Genomic DNA, 17,912 nt, shown 5'->3' with positions numbered 1-17,912 from the left:
ATGGCGTCACTTCCTAAATAAAATAGTGTAGTCGTCGTCACAAAAAGATGCGGTGTTGCGGAATTTTCCGTAAAGTCCGGTACTCTGAACAATTAGTCGAAAATCCTTCAGGAGAATAGCCATGAGGTGGCAACAACGTGTTCGTGTCGCAACGGGTCTAAGTTGCTGGCAGATAGTGTTGCATTTACTGGTAGTGGCGTTGCTGGTAATGGGCTGGATGAGCGGCAGACTGGTGCATGTCGGCCTGGGATTGTGCGTCGTGTACGGCGTTACGGTTTTATTGATGCTGGCATTGCAACGTCACCACGAACAGCGCTGGCGCGACGTGGCTGATGTGCTGGAAGAGTTGACCACGACGTGGTATTTCGGTGCCGCAATGATCGTGCTGTGGCTGCTGTCGCGTGTGCTGCAAAACAACGTCTTGCTGGCACTGGCGGGGCTGGTAATCCTTGCCGGACCCGCCGTGGTCTCGCTGCTGGCGAAAGACAAAAAGCTACATCACCTTGCGTCTAAACATCGCATACGCCGCTGATCCGGTCGTGGCCGCTATCACCAACAGCGGCCACAAGCTTCCCCAGACAATCTTCATACTCGCATCTTTCAGGTAAATTTGTTTCGTGATGTCCGTAAAATGGCGGATCGGGTTTATCCACGTCAGATTCTGCAACCAGACCGGCATGTTTTCGACCGGTGAGACGTAGCCCGAGAGTAAAATCGCCGGCATCATAAACACAAACACGCCGATAAACGCCTGCTGCTGGGTGGCGCACAGTGACGAAATCAGCAGACCAAAGCCAACCAGCGACAGCCCGTAAATCACCATCGTGAAATAGAACAGCCCCAGTGAACCGGCAAACGGAATGTGATAAGCCCAGATACCAATCGCCAGCACGATGGTGGCCTGAAAAGTAGCCACAATGAGCGCGGGCACCGCTTTACCGATGAAAATCTGCCAGGTGGTCAGCGGGGAAACCAGCAGTTGATCCAGTGTGCCTTGCTCACGCTCGCGGGCAACCGACAGCGAGGTGACGATCATTACGCCGATGGTGGTGATCATGGCGATCAGCGACGGAACCACAAACCATTTGTAATCCAGATTCGGGTTATACCAGTTACGCACTACCAGCTCGCTGTTGTTCGGTTTCGGCTTGCCGTCCATCAGCTCCTGCTGATACTCCTTAACGATTTGCTGCAGGTAATTCGCGGCAATTTGCGCGCTGTTTGAGTTGCGCCCGTCGAGGATAATCTGCATGGGTGCCTGCTGGAAGGTATCCAGATTACGCGAAAAGTTAGCCGGGAAACGCACCAGCAGCAGGGCTTTTTGCGTGTCGATGGTGGGCTGGATCTCCTGCGGGCTTTTCAGCAGCAGAACATGCGTAAAAGCGCTGGCGCGAGCGAAGCGCTGGGTAAGCTCAACCGAATGTTTACCGTTGTCTTCGTTATAGATAGCAATTGTGGCGTTGGTGACTTCCAGCGTTGCCGCGAACGGGAACAGGATAACCTGAATCAGCACCGGTAAAATCAGAATGGCTCGCGTCTGCGGTTCGCGTAATAGCGATTGCAGCTCTTTGCGAATTAATGTCCATAAGCGATGAAACATGCCCGTCCTCTCAGTCCAGTTTGTAGGCCTGATAAGCAAAGCGCATCAGGCATAATGCCGGATGGCGACGTGAACGCCTTATCCGGCCTACGGCTACAATTATCCATACACATATTTAATCCAGCCGACGTTTGGTTTTAAGCCACGTCAGGCCAATAAACATCACCGCCGAAGCGATTAAAAACAGCACGTTGATAATCAGCACCACCGGAATATTTCCCGCCAGGAACAGGCTTTGCAGGGTGCTGACGAAATAACGCGCCGGAATAATGTAGGTTACCGCCCGGATAATCGCGGGCATGCTGTCTATCTGGAAGATAAAACCCGACAGCATAATAGAGGGCAGGAAGGCGGCGTTCAGCGCGACCTGCGCGGCGTTAAACTGGTTGCGGGTGATGGTGGAAATAAGCAACCCCATACCCAGCGTACTGAGCAGAAACAGGCTGGTAATGAAAAACAGGATCAGCAACGAGCCACGGTAGGGCACGCCAAGAATAAACACCGACACCAGCATACACAGCAGCATCGCCAGCATGCCCAGAAAGTAATACGGGATCAGTTTGCACAGCAGCAGCTCGACGCGGGTGACTTCGGTAGACAGCAGCGCTTCCATGGTGCCGCGCTCCCATTCGCGCGCTACCACTAATGAGGTGAGGATGGCGCCAATGACCGTCATGATGATGGTGACCGCCCCGGGAATAATAAAGTGCTGGCTGATGGCCGCCGGGTTAAACCAGTAACGGGTCTGCACGTCGATCAATGGTTTGAACGATTCCCCACGATCTTCTGCCCGCTGTTGCTGCCAGATTTGCCAGATGCCTTCGACATAACCCTGCACAAAGTTGGCGGTATTGGGTTCGCTGCCGTCGGTGATCACTTGGATCGGTGCCACGTCATTGGGTCGTGCCATCTGCTGGGCAAAATCCACCGGGATCACCACCAGCCCGCGAATGCGCCCGGCCTGCATTTTCTCAATCAGTTCCTGGCGATTATCGCTGATGGTGGCGTCAATATACGGCGAACCGGTCATGGTATGGGTAAAATCCAGCGCCTCTTCGCTCTGCTGTTCGAGCAAAATCCCTACCCGCAGCTTGCTGGAGTCGAGGTTGATCCCGTAGCCGAAGATAAACAGCAGCAGCAGCGGGATCACCACCGCAATCAGCCAACTGCTGGGATCGCGGACGATCTGGCGCGTCTCTTTCACGCACAGCGCGCGGACGCGACGCCAGGAGAGAGCGGAGTTACTCATGCGTATGCTCCTTATCCCAGTCATTGATTAGCGTGATGAACGCCTGTTCCATGGTCGGGTCCGGCGTGTCGCTGTCGGCAGCCTGAGCCTTCAGGTCGTCTGGCGTACCGCTGGCAATCAGCTTGCCGCGATATACCAACCCGATGCGATCGCAGTATTCCGCCTCATCCATAAAGTGGGTAGTCACCATCACCGTAACGCCTTTTTCCACCATGCTGTTGATATGCAACCAGAACTCGCGGCGGGTAAGGGGATCGACCCCGGAAGTGGGTTCATCAAGGAACAGAATGTCGGGTTCATGCATCAGCGAGCAGGCCAGCGCCAGACGCTGCTTAAAGCCCAGCGGCAGTTCGTCGGTGGCGTGGGAAGCGATACTTTTCAGGCCAAATGCCTCGCTCATACGATCGATTTTCTCTTTCTGCGCCCGACCGCGCAGGCCGTAGACGCCGGAGAAAAAGCGCAGATTCTGTTCAACCGTCAGGTTACCGTACAGGGAGAATTTCTGCGCCATATAGCCCAGATGCTGACGCGCTTTGCCGGAGCTGACTTTCAGGTCCATATCCAGCACCAGCGCTTTGCCGGAAGTGGGGACCAGCAGGCCGCACATCATTTTAAAGGTGGTGGATTTGCCAGCGCCATTAGGGCCTAACAGACCAAAAATCTCGCCGCGCTGCACGGCAAAGTCTACGTGGTCGGTAGCGGCAAAATCGCCAAATTTCTTGGTCAACGCTTTGGCTTCGATCACCGTTTCACCAGGCGTGCCTTCCACGGTATGCAGGATAGCGCCCAGCGGGGACTCCGATGTTCCGGCTCCGCCGAGTAAATCGATAAAGGCATCTTCGAAGCGGGGGGCTGTTTCTTTGATGGTTATCTCCGGCATGCCGTCAGCGTTTTGGATCTGCTGAGCAGTAGCCTCTTTTTTCAGGATTAAACGGACGGATTTCCCCTGAATCATTCCGTCGCTGACCAGCGGCAGTTTTAACGCGCGTTGCAGCAGTCGGCGGTTGTTTTCCTGTGGACTGCTCATCAGGAAGCTGCGACCTGCCATGGTTTGCGTAAGCTGAGTAGGATCGCCCTGGTATAACAGTTCACCTTCGTTCATCAGCAGCACATCACGGCATTGCTCTGCTTCATCCAGATACGACGTACTCCAGAGGATCAGCATGCCGTCCCCGGCCAGTTCGTGGACCATTTGCCACAGTTCGCGACGGGAAATAGGGTCGACACCCACGCCTGGCTCATCCAGCAGCAACACTTTGGGTTCGCCAACCAGCGTACAGGCAAGCCCGAGCTTCTGCTTCATGCCGCCAGAAAGCTTGCCCGCCAGTCGCCCGGTAAACGGCCCTAACGAGGTAAACTCCAGTAGTCGGGCAAAGGTTTTTTCTCGCGCTTCACCGGTGACGCTGCGTAAGTCGGCATAGAGATTGAGGTTCTCCATGACGGTTAAATCTTCGTACAGACCAAATTTCTGCGGCATATAGCCCAGCACCGCATGCAGCGCGCTGTCGTCTTTGATGGGGTCAAAACCAATCACCGCAGCACTTCCGGCATCAGGTTTTAATAATCCCGCCAGCATTCGCATCAGCGTGGTTTTGCCCGCGCCGTCAGGCCCGACAAGTCCGGTCACGTAGCCCGCATGAACGGTACAGTCGAGCGGGGCGACGGCCGGCTTTTCCATTCCGGCAAAGTTTTTCGTCAGCCCTTTAAGCGTAATGACGGCGTCATTCATGCCGTGCCTCATCGCCAAATTTAATCGTTACCGGCATTCCCTGGCGCAGCGAATCGTCCGCGTCGGTGACGACAATTCGCAGGCGATAAACCAGGTCGGTACGCAGGTCAGGAGTCTCGACCGTTTTCGGGGTAAATTCGGCGGTAGGAGAAACGAAGCCGATTTTGCCGTGATACGGTTTGTCCGGTCGGCCATCGGTATAGAGCAGGATCTCACGTCCTGGCTGCGCCTGGCTCAGATTTCGTTCGTCAACGTAAGCACGAACCCAAACCGGACGCGTGAGCGACAGCGTCAGTACCGTGCCACCTTCGTTCAGCATGCTGCCGGGTTCAACCGCACGGGTAAGAAGCGTGCCGTCAGACGGCGAGGTCAGCGTGGTGTCATGCAAATTAAGCTCTGCCTGTGCCAGCTCGGCCTGAGCTTGCTCGAGCGTGGCTTTCGCCTGCTCGATGTCCTGCACACGATTACCGCTGCGATATTGCGTGAGTTTATCCTGTGCGGATTTAAGCGAAGCTAACGCCTGATCGCGAGATGAACGGGCGTTTTCCAGATCGTTGGCAGAAATGGTGCGGCTTTTCCACAATCCGACCTGCCGATTGTAAAAGTTCTGCGCGTAATCATAGGCGGCCTGCGCCTGTTTGACTGCTGCCGCGGTTTGCGCGATCTCTTCTTCGCGATACCCTGCCAGCATCAGATCGTATTGTGCCTGTGCGGCGGCAACGTTGGCTTTTGCCTGCATCAATGCGTTTTCATACGGTGCGCGGTCCAGTTCACCCAGCACCTGACCGGCGGTAATGGCATCGCCTTCGTCAACCGCCAGCGAGGCCAGCCTGCCGCCGACGCGAAAACTCAGGTTGACGCTACGGATATCGACATTGCCGTACAGTGTTAAACCATTATCTTGCCGACTTTGATACCACCACGTTCCACCGGCAATCACGGCAACGAGGGCCGCGATAACCAGCCCGAGAACGACAGGTTTTTTCATGACTCCAGACTCCTTTGCGTTAAACCTTGCAGAATAAGATCGATGTGACAGGTGATCGTTTGGTCAATCAGCGCGGTTTTATCCTCATCAAATTGTGACCAGCCCGTACGCAACAGAATGGTTTCTTTCCCCAGACGAAAAGCCAGCACCTCGCCGAGAATGGCGTGGGTGTGCAGAATCATTTGGGTATCATTGGCATCGCCGCCCGTATAGGCGGCAATCAGGCGCGTCAGATGTGTATGCAGCGGATTGATAACCTGGTCGTGCACCAGTTTATAAGCCGCGGTGGGGGAAAGCTGTTCACGCGAGATAAATTTGCTCAGGTTAACGGTGTCGTCCTGAGTTAACAGCATGATCATATTTTTGCAGGCGCGCAGGATCAGTTCGCGCATCGCGCCACGGTCCGGCTCTGGTTGGGCGAATAAACGCTCGGCCTCTTCAGCGTGCGGGCGAAACTGTGCACCGATAAAATCCGCAATCCACTGGGCGCAGGCGAGATATAAATCCTCTTTTGAGCCAAAATAGTAGGTGATAGCCGCAATGTTTTGCCCGGCCTGTGCAGCGATATCGCGCGTCGTGGCGTGCAGACCATACTCGCCGAATTGCGCCAATGCGGCGGCAATGAGCTGGTTCTTCGCCTGTTCACCTTTGGTTGTCATGGTGGGTGTATTCATGGCACGACTCTGATCTTAATCAATCGATTGATTAAGATTATGACTGATGTGTAGCCTTGTCCAGTCCGGAGCGTTATTTTCCAGTGAAGGGATAATTTATGCGGCACATCACAAAAACTGCTACACTCCGCCCCTTCATGACATTGTGGTTTTTGTCATCTCTATTGTATGTATCTCCCTGAAAACGACACCGGTAACGGTCAGGGCGGTTCGGAGTTGTTATGTCTTTTGATTCCCTTGGTTTAAACCCTGAAATTTTACGTGCCGTTGCCGAGCAGGGTTACCGTGAACCTACCCCTATTCAGCAGCAGGCTATTCCTGCCGTGCTGGAAGGCCGCGATCTGATGGCCAGCGCCCAGACCGGTACGGGGAAAACGGCAGGATTTACCTTGCCGCTGTTGCAGCACCTGATCACCAATCAGCCGCATGGTAAAAGCCGTCGTCCGGTTCGTGCGCTGATCCTCACGCCAACCCGCGAACTGGCGGCCCAGATTGGCGAAAACGTCCGTGATTACAGTAAGTATCTGAATATTCGCTCGCTGGTGGTCTTCGGTGGCGTCAGTATTAACCCGCAGATGATGAAGCTGCGTGGCGGCGTAGATGTGCTGATCGCCACTCCGGGTCGTTTGCTCGATCTGGAACACCAGAATGCGGTGAAACTGGATCAGGTTGAGATCCTGGTACTGGATGAAGCTGACCGCATGCTGGATATGGGCTTTATTCACGATATTCGTCGCGTTCTGGCAAAACTGCCGGCAAAACGTCAGAACCTGCTGTTCTCGGCAACGTTCTCTGATGACATTAAATCGCTGGCCGAAAAACTGTTGCACAACCCGCTGGAAATTGAAGTGGCGCGTCGTAATACCGCGTCAGAGCAGGTTACTCAGCACGTTCATTTCGTTGATAAAAAACGTAAACGTGAACTGCTGTCGCAGATGATTGGTCAGGGCAACTGGCAGCAGGTGCTGGTGTTTACCCGTACCAAACATGGCGCGAACCATCTGGCAGAGCAGCTGAATAAAGACGGCATCCGCAGTGCGGCTATCCACGGTAATAAATCTCAGGGTGCGCGTACGCGTGCGCTGGCTGATTTTAAATCCGGTGATATTCGCGTGCTGGTTGCGACCGATATTGCCGCACGTGGTCTGGACATTGAAGAGTTACCGCACGTGGTGAACTACGAGCTGCCAAACGTCCCGGAAGACTACGTGCACCGCATTGGTCGTACCGGTCGTGCGGCAGCTACCGGCGAAGCGTTGTCTCTGGTGTGCGTCGATGAACACAAGCTGTTGCGTGATATCGAGAAGCTGCTGAAAAAAGAGATCCCGCGTATTGCGACGCCAGGCTACGAGCCAGATCCGTCCATTAAAGCTGAGCCGATCCAGAACGGTCGCCAGCAGCGTGGCGGCGGCGGTGGTCGTGGGCAGGGCGGAGCAGGGCGTGGCCAGCAGCCGCGTCGTCAGGATGGCGGTGCGCCAAAAGCGAAACCGCGTAGCGGAGAAGGCAAACCGGCAGGCGATAAGCCTCGTCCACCGCGCCGTCCGCGCAAACCGTCTGCAGCACAGTAATTCACCTTGCTGTATGGCAGTATAAACACGCTATCCGGCCTACACACTGTGTAGACCGGATAGGTCAATCACTCCCCCGAACTTTGCGATTTCAGCACGATTGAGCAGGTATATCGTCCTGCCGGGTGAATCGAAATCGTCGTCTCAAATACTTTCCCGTCCCTGTCCAGATAACGACGCACGATTCTCATCGCTGGCGAATCAGGTGCTACATTGAGAATCTTTGCCACCTTTTTGGGCACGCCGACAGCCGTAATGGTCTGATGCACCTCATGGCTTTTAATACCGTAATGCGTTTCGATCAAATCGCTGATTAACGAGTGTGGGTCGTCACGGATGTACGTACGCAGCTTGGCGTAATCCGTGCTGGCATAACTGTCCGTCCAGCAGATTGGCGCGTCGGGGTTTTGCGCATCTTCGCGAGTGCTGGCAATGTGCAGCCAACGGGAACCGGGCGGGCAGCCAATCATCTGGGACAACTCTATGTCCGCCACAATCTCATCGATTTTCTTGATGACGCGCAGATTGTTTTTGGCCAGCAGCAACAGATCCTCAAGATGCGATAGCGGGTGATTGACGCCGTTAGCCTTAGGTTCGCAAACGCGGGTTCCCGCGCCTTTACGCCGTGATATCAGACCTTGCTCTGTTAATTCCCTTAACGCCTCACGCATGGTGTGGCGGCTGACCTGCCATGTTTCGCACAGTTCCATTTCCGTAGGAAACAGCGAACCGGGGGCAAAAGTTCCCACCGCAATTTGCTGCGCCAGTTCACGTGCTATTCGCTTGTACAGAGATTCTTTCATCGCAGTTTCATCAAAATATTAGTGATCTTTATCACGAAAATTTGTACGGACTATTCCCTACATTTCTTATGAATACTATAAATGTCCGTACATTCAAATGTACGGACATTTATTTATGTCTGGACATTGTGGCGGCATTTGAATATCCAACAAACTGCCGTAAACACGCATCTTATCATTATCAGATTTTCCAGGGGGATTTATGGCTTCGAATGTACTTGATTCTGTTCTGTTCAGGGATTCTTTCGGCACACCGGCGATGCGCGCGGTGTTTGACGATCGCGAGCTGGTACGCAAATACGTGGAAGTGGAAGTGGCATTAGCCAAAGCCCAGGCACGCTGCGGTGTGATACCCGAGGCTGCGGCGCAGGAAATCGCAGAAAAATGTAATGCTGACACGCTCGATTTTGATTTATTGCGCCATGAAACCGAAATTGTGGGTTATCCGATCCTACCGCTGGTGCACCAGATTTCTAAACAGGCTGGCGAGTCCGGTGGTTATGTGCACTGGGGGGCCACCACTCAGGACATTATGGACACCGCAGTGGTTCTGCAAATTCGTGATGCTTTTGCGCTCATTGAGTCCGATATGGACAAACTCCGCGCCACGCTGGCCGATCTTTCACGCCGCTACCGTGATACGCCGATGGCCGGGCGAACCCATTTACAACAGGCTTTGCCCGTGACCTTTGGCTACAAAACTGCCATCTGGCTGGATATGTTTGAACGCCACGCGGAACGTCTTACCCAGGCGCGTCCTCGTGTATTGGTCGGCGAATTTGCGGGGGCAGCCGGTACGCTGGCATCACTGGGGGATAAAGGCCTCGCGGTACAAAAAGCGATGATGGAAGAGCTTGGGCTAAATGTCCCAACATCCACCTGGCACGTCGCGCGTGATGGTTTTGCCGAAGCGGTGAACCTGTTAGCGGTGATTACCGGGTCGCTGGGCAAGATTGCCTACGACGTAATGCTGCTGGCAGCAAACGAGTTTGGCGAACTGTATGAGCCGTTTGTTAAAGGGCGTGGCGCCAGCAGTACCATGCCGCAGAAACGCAACCCTATTTCCAGCGAGCTGATGCTGGCCTGCGCCAAAGGCGTTCGCCAACAGGCAGGGTTGATGCTTGATGCGATGGTGCAAGATCTGGAGCGAGCAACCGGGCCGTGGCATGCCGAATGGATTGCTATCCCGGAAAGTTTCGTTCTCAGCGCGGGGGCATTGCATCAGGCCAACTTTATGCTGGCGGGGCTGGTGGTCGATGAAGAGGCGATGAAACGTAACCTCGGCATGACTAACGGATTGATTGTGGCTGAAGCGGTCATGATGGGGTTGGCTCCGTATATTGGTCGTCAGGATGCACATGACGTGGTGTATGACGCCTGTCGTATCGTCAACGAACAAGGTGGACGATTGGCTGATGTGCTGAATGCGATGCCATCTGTCTCTGAACGACTGGACCCACAGTTGATTGAAAAACTGACCGACCCGGCAAATTACCTTGGAATGGCACCGGCGATGGTGGATCAGGTATTAGCAAGATACATGTCGCGGAAATGAATGCTCTCGGGCTAACGGAATAAGGATATTTTTATGTCAACGAATTCTGTCACGGGAAAATCCATTCTGTCGTTCCTGATACCGCTGGCGATAGGCGCGATCATTTGGTTTTATCCTGTTCCTGATGGTCTAACGCCTCAGGCCTGGCATATGTTCGCGATATTTGCCGCGACCATTGCCGCCATTCTCACTCAGCCGCTCCCTTCGGGGGCGGTGATGTTGATTGCACTTTGCGTGGTTATTTTCACCAAAACGTTACCAGAGGCAAAGGCGCTGTCAGGGTTTGCGTCCGGTACGGTATGGCTCATTTTCTGCGCCTACGTCTTGTCTCTGGGGTTTGTGACGTCAGGACTGGGGAAACGTATTGCGTATAAAATGTTATCGCTCTTTGGCGGCAGCAGCCTGGGTATCGCTTACTCACTGGGGGTTTCCGATCTGATTATGGCCCCGGCAATGCCGTCAGTAACTGCGCGGTCCGGGGGCATAATTTTTCCCATCACGCGTTCCATCAATGATGTGTTGGGCTCCGCTCCAGGGGTAACGGGCAAACGTATTGGCGATTTCTTAACCATGGTGTGCTTCCAGTTTACGCCGATTACCGGGGCGATATTTCTCACCGGGATGGCGGCGAATCCGCTGGTAGCGAGCCTGGCGAAATCGTCATTGGGTATGGAGATAACCTGGGGCGGATGGTTTATTTCCGCAGTAGTCCCTGCGATGGTTTGTTTCTGTCTGATGCCGCTACTGGTCTATAAATTATTGGATCCTGAGCTTAAGCGTACGCCAGAGGCAAAAGCGATGGGTAAGCAGGCGCTCGGTGAGCTCGGTTCGATGAGCAGCAACGAGAAAAAGGTCGCGTTTGGTTTTGTGCTGGCGCTGGTTGGCTGGGGCACCAGTTTGATTACTGGATTGTCTGCCACATCTGTCGGGCTGGGGCTGGCTGCTTATCTGTTTGCTTCGGGTGCTGTTAGCTGGAAAAGTTTGCTTAATGACCATGCGGCCTGGGATACGGTTATCTGGTTTAGCGTCATTATTAGCCTGGCGACCGGACTTGCCGATCTGGGCTTTATTAAATGGATGACAATAAAGTTAGGCAGTGGCATTCAGGGTTTTGGTGCGATCGAGTCCTTTATTGTGCTGGGGATCCTTTACATTTACGTCCATTATCTCTTTGCTACGGCGACCGGGCACGTAGCTGCGCTGTATGCTCCTTTCGCGGCCACGGCGATCGCTGCAGGTGCACCGCCGATGATGGTCGCTATTTGCTTTGGCATCTTTAGTAATCTGATGTGGGGGAACACCGAGTATGGCGGCGGACCTGGCCCTATTTATTTTGCTCAGGGCTATTTTGAACGACCGCGCTTTTACAAAATTAACCTCTGTGTGGTAACGGCAAATGTGATCATCATTTTTGCCGTAGGCATGCTGTGGTGGAAGTTGCTGGGATACTATTAACCGACACGTTTATTCGGCCTGCAATGTACCTGACTGTAGGCCGGATAGGGTGTAAGCCGCCATCTGGTAATTTAAGCCAGAGCTGCGAAGCGCTTTCCAGAATGGGGGAAAAAGGTACATCCAACGCCTGAAATGTGCCACAATAGTGGCTGTTTATACAGTATTTCAGGTTTTCTCATGGCACTTACGGCTGCGCTAAAAGCGCAAATCGCCGCCTGGTACAAGGCGCTTCAGGAACAGATCCCCGACTTTATCCCCCGTGCGCCGCAGCGGCAGATGATTGCTGACGTCGCGAAAACGCTCTCCGGAGAAGAAGGGCGACATCTGGCGATTGAAGCACCGACCGGGGTGGGGAAAACCCTGTCGTATCTGATTCCCGGTATTGCCATCGCGCGTGAAGAACAAAAAACGCTGGTGGTCAGTACCGCCAACGTCGCTTTGCAGGACCAGATCTACAGCAAAGATTTACCGCTGCTGCGCAAAATTATCCCCGACCTGCGTTTTACCGCTGCGTTTGGTCGCGGACGCTATGTCTGCCCGCGTAACTTAGCGGCGCTGGCCAGCACTGAACCCAATCAGCAGGATCTGCTGGCTTTTCTCGACGATGACCTGACGCCCAACAACCAGGAAGAACAAAAGCGCTGTGCCAGGCTAAAAGACGATCTCGACAGCTACAAGTGGGACGGGCTGCGCGATCACACCGATATCGCTATCGACGACGGACTCTGGCAGCGTCTGAGCACCGATAAAGCCAGCTGTCTGAATCGCAACTGTCACTACTATCGTGAATGCCCTTTTTTTGTCGCCCGCCGGGAGATTCAGGAAGCTGAAGTGGTCGTGGCTAATCATGCGCTGGTAATGGCGGCCATGGAAAGCGAAGCCGTTTTGCCGGAGCCGAAAAATCTACTGCTGGTACTTGATGAAGGCCACCATTTGCCGGATGTCGCGCGCGATGCGCTGGAGATGAGCGCAGAAATCAGCGCTCCCTGGTATCGACTGCAGTTGGATCTATTTTGCAAATTAGTGGCTACCTGCGTGGAGCAATTTCGCCCGAAGACCACGCCGCCACTGGCAAATGCCGAGCGTCTGAACGGTCACTGTGAGGAGCTGTATGAGCTGATTTCATCGCTCAATAACATTCTTAATCTGTATATGCCTGCTACCCAGGAGGCGGAACACCGCTTCGCGATGGGCGAATTGCCTACGGAAGTGATGGAGATTTGTCAGCGTCTGGCAAAGCTAACAGAAATGCTGCGCGGTCTGGCGGAACTGTTCCTCAACGATCTCAGCGAAAAAACCGGCACTCACGATATCGTGCGTCTGCATCGGGTTATTTTGCAGATGAACCGGGCGCTTGGCATGTTTGAGGCGCAAAGCAAACTGTGGCGGCTGGCATCGCTCGCGCAGTCGTCAGGTGCACCGGTAAGTAAATGGGCGACGCGCGAGGTGCGTGACGGGCAGATCCACGTCTGGTTCCACTGCGTGGGGATTCGTGTGAGCGATCAGCTAGAACGACTGCTGTGGCGTAGCGTCCCGCATATTATTGTCACTTCCGCAACGCTGCGCTCGCTCAACAGCTTCTCGCGTTTGCAGGAGATGAGCGGTCTGAAGGAAAAAGCAGGAGACCGGTTTGTCGCGCTGGATTCACCGTTTAATCACGTAGAACAGGGCAAAATCGTCATTCCGCAAATGCGCTACGAACCGTTAATTGATAACGAAGAGCAGCATATCGCGGAAATGGCCGCCTATTTTCGTGAACAGCTGGAGAGTAAAAAGCATCAGGGCATGCTGGTACTTTTTGCCAGCGGTCGGGCGATGCAGCGTTTTCTTGAGCATGTTACCGATTTGCGCCTGCTGTTGTTGGTGCAGGGCGATCAGCCGCGCTACCGTCTGGTGGAGTTGCACCGCAAACGGGTGACCAACGGCGAGCGCAGTGTGCTGGTTGGGCTGCAATCTTTTGCTGAAGGTCTGGACTTGAAAGGCGATCTGCTGACTCAGGTGCATATTCACAAAATTGCTTTTCCGCCTATCGACAGTCCGGTGGTGATCACCGAGGGCGAGTGGTTGAAAAGCCTGAACCGCTACCCCTTCGAGGTGCAGAGCCTGCCTGCGGCGTCGTTCAATTTGATCCAGCAGGTTGGGCGACTCATCCGTAGCCATGGCTGCTGGGGAGAAGTGGTTATTTATGACAAGCGTTTATTGACCAAAAGCTATGGCAAGCGTTTACTGAACGCGTTACCCATATTTCCGATAGAGCAACCTGCTGTGCCAGACGTTATAGTAAAACCAAAAGAAAAAGCGAAACCCACGCGCCGCCGTCGGCGTTAACGATGCGAGCAACAGGCAAGGAGTTATCGATGGATTACCGCAAAATCATTAAAGAGATTGGGCGAGGAAAAAATCACGCGCGTGACCTGGACAAGGATACCGCTCGCGGACTGTATACCCATATGATGAACGGCGACGTACCTGACCTCGAGATGGGCGGGGTACTGATTGCGCTACGTATCAAGGGCGAAGGTGAAGCGGAGATGCTGGGTTTTTACGAAGCGATGCAAAACCACACCATTCGCCTGACTCCGCCGGTAGCCAAACCCATGCCGATTGTCATTCCCAGCTACAATGGTGCGCGCAAGCAGGCGAATTTGACTCCGCTGCTGGCGATTTTATTGCATAAACTTGGCTTCCCGGTGGTGGTGCACGGCGTCAGCGAGGATCCGACCCGCGTGCTGACTGAAACCATTTTCGAACTGATGGGAATTACGCCAACGCTGCATGCCGGGCAGGCGCAGGCAAAGCTGGATGGTCATGAGCCGGTGTTTATTCCGGTGAGCGCGCTGTGCCCTCCGCTGGAGAAACAGCTGGCGATGCGCTGGCGCATGGGTGTGCGTAACAGTGCGCACACGCTGGCTAAATTAGCCACGCCGTTTGCTGAAGATGCCGCGCTGCGTCTTTCCAGCGTGTCCCACCCGGAATACGTTTCGCGCGTGGCGAAGTTCTTCGGCGATATCGGTGGGCGCGGCCTGTTGATGCATGGTACCGAGGGCGAAGTGTATGCCAACCCGCAGCGCTGCCCGCAGATAAGCCTGATCGATTCATCCGGTGTGCGAGTGCTACAAGACCGACAGAGCGAGATGCCTGACGAGCCGGTACCGCTACCGGTAGCAAAAGACCCGGAAACCACCGCGCGCTGGATTGAGCGTTGTCTGGCTGGCAGCGAGCCTGTTCCGGCATCGTTGAAAATCCAGATGGCCTGTTGCCTGGTGGCAACCGGTGAGTCCGCCTCACTGGCTGAAGGACTTGCCCGCGTCGAGCAAAGTTTCTAAACCATTTGTTATCCCGACGGGCCTGTTGCCTGGCCTGTCGGTTCTCTCTTTTCGGCAATGTGAAATTTCTGCACGTTTATTGACCTCCAGCGCACCGTGGCGCAGCATAGTTTGTTGAAAAATAAGAAACACAACAAACACGCGACACAAAGGAGATAACAATGAACAGTGGACATCGCTTCCATGTGCCAACGCTGCGCGCCTTTATCCAGGCCGTTTTTCATCAGATGGGAAGCAATGATCAGGAGGCGCGGCTGGTGGCCGACCATCTGATAGCCTCTAACCTCGCCGGTCACGACTCCCATGGCATCGGTATGATCCCAAGCTATATTCGCTCATTCTCGCAGGGGCATCTGCAGATCAACCGTCATGCCAAAGTGGTAAAAGATGCGGGGGCGGTGATTACGCTTGACGGCGACTGTGCGTTTGGTCAGGTGGCGGCGCACGAGGCAATCACGCTTGGAATCGAAAAGGCGCGTCAGTACGGAATCGCCGCTGTGGCATTACATAATTCGCACCATATCGGCCGTATTGGCTACTGGGCGGAGCAATGTGCGGCAGCAGGTTTTGTCTCGGTGCATTTTGTGAATGTGGTGGGGATCCCGATGGTCGCACCGTTTCATGGCCGCGATAGCCGTTTTGGCACCAATCCCTTCTGCGTCGTATTCCCGCGTAAAAATACCTTCCCACTGTTGCTGGACTATGCAACCAGCGCCATCGCGTTTGGCAAAACCCGTGTGGCATGGCATAAGGGCGAGCCGGTGGCTCCAGGATGCCTGATTGATGTGGCGGGTGTGCCCACTACCGATCCTGCGGTAATGCAGGTTTCTCCGCTGGGGTCGTTGCTGACCTTTGCCGAGCACAAGGGGTATGCGCTGGCGGCGATGTGCGAAATTATGGGCGGTGCGCTTTCTGGCGGTAAAACTACACATGAAGAGAGCCTGCAGACCAGCGCGGACGCCATCATTAACTGTATGACCACCATCATTATGAATCCACAACTGTTCGGCGCGCCGGACTGCGACAACCAGGTCGCGGCATTTGCTGAGTGGGTGAAAGCGTCCCCGCATGCTGAAGATGCCCCGATCCTGTTGCCTGGGGAGTGGGAAGTGAATACTCGCGAGGAACGGCTGGAACACGGTATTCCGCTGGATGCCGGAAGCTGGCAAGCGATTTGTGAGGCGGCACTGCAAATTGGGATGCCAGACACCGTGTTGCAGGAATTCTGTCAACGGCTGGAAAAATAGGCAAAAAAAAAGCCCGTCCAGTGGCGGACGGGCAAACAAAGGGTAACAAACAGGGGCAATGAGGGTTGGAGCATTGGGTCGTACAGGTAATCTTTCGGTTATTTATAGATAACCGCGGTGCCGCTCATTTTGTCTTTGCCGATAGCGGAAGTGATGCTGTAGCCAGTTGCGCCAGCTGCATTCGCTTTCTCAGCCAGTTTGGCTTCCAGGCCGTCCAGCGTAGTAGCGCCGTCAGCAGATACCACACCAATTTTGTTCATGTTTTGCGCCTGAGTAGAGGAAACCGGCTCGGCAGCGAAAACGCCAAATGACAGGGTAGACAGGGCGATGGCAGCAACAGCAAATTTGATATTTTTCATGATTAATCTCTCGCAGGGTTGTTCTGTTAGTCAGTGTTCTTTAAGAAGACGTTGTTCCGTCGATGTGATAAGTATCACGTTTTTTTTGGTGAGAGAAAATCGAATAGAATTGACCACATCAATCAAATAAATTGAATGACAAATAACTTATTGAATATTAATAAATTCGAGTAAGGGATTTACAGTTCTTGTCATTGCGCTTTACAGAGAAGGCGACAACGGCACATTTTGCTACACAGGGTGCAAAAAATCGTGCTCGTAAAGGAAATCGTATGCGCTGAAACTTTTAGTAAAGATAAGTCAACGTAGCTGGCTGTCTTTCGAACCTCTGCGATTATATCCTGAAAATGCTGAGTTATGTGAATCTTTATCCTGTTGGCAGGCGATGCACAAGCGTACCCCTGGCACGGCCTCACGTCTGGCCTGAGGGATAGGATTGCCGCATTCTTCGCATTCATACAGACTTTCCCCCGTCGGTAACTTACCGCGAGCGCGGGCAACAGCATCTTCAATAGTATTGTTGATCTGTTCGTTAACCGCGTCGTCATTTGCCCATCCGGATGCCATGTGTACCTCCTGCTGATGTCTACAGACTAAGTATAGCGAAGGTGATGGCTGAAAAACGACCACGCGCCAGCAGTATCAGATTTCAGACCATTCACGCAGCAGGTTATGGTAGAGATTGAGTAATGACAGGATCTCGCTGCTCTCCCCATGGCGAGCTTTCAGGGATTGAATGTTTTTATCCAGTTCAAAAAGCATGGCGCGATTTTTGTCGTCACGGACCATCGACTGTATCCACATAAAAGACGCTACACGAACGCCATGGGTCACTGGCGTGACGCAATGTAGGCTGCTGGAAGGGTAAAGCACCAGATCGCCTGCCGGAAGCTTCACCGCATGCTGGCCGTAAGTATCATTGACCAGCAGTTCTCCCCCTTCATAATCATTCGGGTTACTCAGGAATAAAGTTGCGGAAAGGTCCGTGCGCATCCAGCCGTTTTGCGGATGGCTACGCACCGCACCGTCGACGTGAAAACCGTAGGTCTCGTTGTCCTGGTAGCGATTAAACAGCGGTGTGGAGAGCGTTTTCGGTAGTGCTGCGGCGAAGAAAAGCGCGCTGTTATTTACCGCAGTCTGTACCGCCTGTTGTAAAACGCCGTAGCGTTCACTTTGCGTATTCACCTGCTGGTTGTTTTTTACCTGCGCCCCCTGAGCGCCGGTGGTTGTGCGGCCATCAACCCAGTCGGCAGCGTCCAGTTGTTCACGAAACCAGGCTACATCCTGCGCCGACAGAACGCCGGGAATGTGGTACATCATCAGTATTTCTCCTGAAAGTGGGGCTTACGCCCCACGCGA

The 17,912-nt window shown here is 53.9% G+C and carries 16 protein-coding genes; 7 read left to right on the top strand and 9 right to left on the bottom strand.

The window, feature by feature from the left end; translation table 11 throughout:
- Positions 1-121: 121 nt before the first annotated feature.
- Positions 122-532, top strand: a complete 411-nt coding sequence (locus tag IB222_RS15705) for a YbhQ family protein (RefSeq protein WP_003831542.1) — start codon at positions 122-124, stop codon at positions 530-532.
- Here IB222_RS15705 and IB222_RS15700 read toward each other — a convergent pair.
- The 5 genes from IB222_RS15700 to cecR form a co-directional block, all read right to left on the bottom strand.
- Positions 494-1,600, bottom strand: a complete 1,107-nt coding sequence (locus IB222_RS15700) for an ABC transporter permease (RefSeq protein WP_063940663.1) — start codon at positions 1,598-1,600, stop codon at positions 494-496. The two genes, IB222_RS15705 and IB222_RS15700, sit on opposite strands and share 39 nt — an antisense overlap.
- Positions 1,601-1,715: 115 nt before the next feature.
- Positions 1,716-2,849 (bottom strand): ABC transporter permease, encoded by a 1,134-nt coding sequence (locus tag IB222_RS15695; RefSeq protein WP_003831545.1) that lies wholly within the window; start codon positions 2,847-2,849, stop codon positions 1,716-1,718.
- Entirely contained in the window at positions 2,842-4,578 is a 1,737-nt protein-coding gene (locus IB222_RS15690; protein ID WP_149384164.1) for an ATP-binding cassette domain-containing protein, read from the bottom strand. Before IB222_RS15690 ends, IB222_RS15695 begins: the two co-directional genes overlap by 8 nt.
- Complete coding sequence (hlyD, locus tag IB222_RS15685; RefSeq protein ID WP_003831548.1) at positions 4,571-5,566, bottom strand: secretion protein HlyD; 996 nt, start codon at positions 5,564-5,566, stop codon at positions 4,571-4,573. The genes IB222_RS15690 and hlyD overlap by 8 nt, the downstream gene beginning before the upstream one ends.
- The gene (cecR, locus tag IB222_RS15680; protein ID WP_149384165.1) at positions 5,563-6,240 is read right to left on the bottom strand and encodes a transcriptional regulator CecR; all 678 of its coding nucleotides are present in this window, start codon (positions 6,238-6,240) and stop codon (positions 5,563-5,565) included. Before cecR ends, hlyD begins: the two co-directional genes overlap by 4 nt.
- Before the next feature lie 221 nt (positions 6,241-6,461).
- Between cecR and rhlE the strand changes: the two genes are divergently transcribed.
- Positions 6,462-7,808, top strand: a complete 1,347-nt coding sequence (gene rhlE, locus IB222_RS15675; RefSeq protein ID WP_003831551.1) for an ATP-dependent RNA helicase RhlE — start codon at positions 6,462-6,464, stop codon at positions 7,806-7,808.
- Between the two features lie 68 nt (positions 7,809-7,876).
- Here rhlE and IB222_RS15670 read toward each other — a convergent pair whose 3' ends face one another.
- Positions 7,877-8,611 (bottom strand): GntR family transcriptional regulator, encoded by a 735-nt coding sequence (locus tag IB222_RS15670; protein WP_003831553.1) that lies wholly within the window; start codon positions 8,609-8,611, stop codon positions 7,877-7,879.
- Positions 8,612-8,813: 202 nt separating this feature from the next.
- On the opposite strand from IB222_RS15670, the gene IB222_RS15665 reads away from it, so the two are divergent.
- The 5 genes from IB222_RS15665 to IB222_RS15645 all read left to right on the top strand — a co-directional run bounded on the left by IB222_RS15665 (position 8,814) and on the right by IB222_RS15645 (position 16,194).
- Positions 8,814-10,166, top strand: coding sequence for an adenylosuccinate lyase family protein (locus IB222_RS15665; protein WP_003831555.1), 1,353 nt, complete (start codon positions 8,814-8,816; stop codon positions 10,164-10,166).
- A gap of 33 nt (positions 10,167-10,199) precedes the next feature.
- On the top strand, positions 10,200-11,621 hold the full coding sequence (locus tag IB222_RS15660; protein ID WP_003831557.1) for a DASS family sodium-coupled anion symporter: 1,422 nt from the start codon (positions 10,200-10,202) through the stop codon (positions 11,619-11,621).
- A 177-nt stretch (positions 11,622-11,798) separates the two neighbouring features.
- Entirely contained in the window at positions 11,799-13,949 is a 2,151-nt protein-coding gene (gene dinG / locus IB222_RS15655; RefSeq protein ID WP_149384166.1) for an ATP-dependent DNA helicase DinG, read from the top strand.
- Positions 13,950-13,978: 29 nt separating this feature from the next.
- A complete protein-coding gene (gene ybiB / locus IB222_RS15650) occupies positions 13,979-14,947 on the top strand; it encodes a DNA-binding protein YbiB (RefSeq protein ID WP_048226020.1) in 969 nt (322 codons plus the stop codon).
- A 161-nt stretch (positions 14,948-15,108) separates the two neighbouring features.
- Positions 15,109-16,194 carry a malate/lactate/ureidoglycolate dehydrogenase gene (locus IB222_RS15645; RefSeq protein WP_149384167.1) on the top strand — a complete coding sequence of 362 codons (1,086 nt, stop codon included), beginning with the start codon at positions 15,109-15,111 and terminating at the stop codon, positions 16,192-16,194.
- Between the two features lie 98 nt (positions 16,195-16,292).
- Here the strand turns inward: IB222_RS15645 and ybiJ are convergent, their stop codons facing one another.
- From ybiJ to ybiX, 3 genes are all read right to left on the bottom strand, one after another.
- Positions 16,293-16,553: a DUF1471 family protein YbiJ gene (ybiJ, locus tag IB222_RS15640; protein WP_003831561.1), complete on the bottom strand. Its 261-nt coding sequence runs from the start codon at positions 16,551-16,553 to the stop codon at positions 16,293-16,295.
- Positions 16,554-16,853: 300 nt separating this feature from the next.
- Positions 16,854-17,120 (bottom strand): DksA/TraR family C4-type zinc finger protein, encoded by a 267-nt coding sequence (locus tag IB222_RS15635; RefSeq protein ID WP_149384168.1) that lies wholly within the window; start codon positions 17,118-17,120, stop codon positions 16,854-16,856.
- Positions 17,121-17,195: 75 nt separating this feature from the next.
- Positions 17,196-17,873: a PKHD-type hydroxylase YbiX gene (gene ybiX / locus IB222_RS15630; RefSeq protein ID WP_148362225.1), complete on the bottom strand. Its 678-nt coding sequence runs from the start codon at positions 17,871-17,873 to the stop codon at positions 17,196-17,198.
- Between the last annotated feature and the right edge of the window lie 39 nt (positions 17,874-17,912).

Origin of the sequence: Citrobacter sp. C13 (genome assembly GCF_014596815.2) — a bacterium.
Taxonomy (GTDB): Bacteria; Pseudomonadota; Gammaproteobacteria; order Enterobacterales; family Enterobacteriaceae; genus Citrobacter; species Citrobacter portucalensis.
This window is presented reverse-complemented; position numbering and strand designations above follow the sequence as displayed.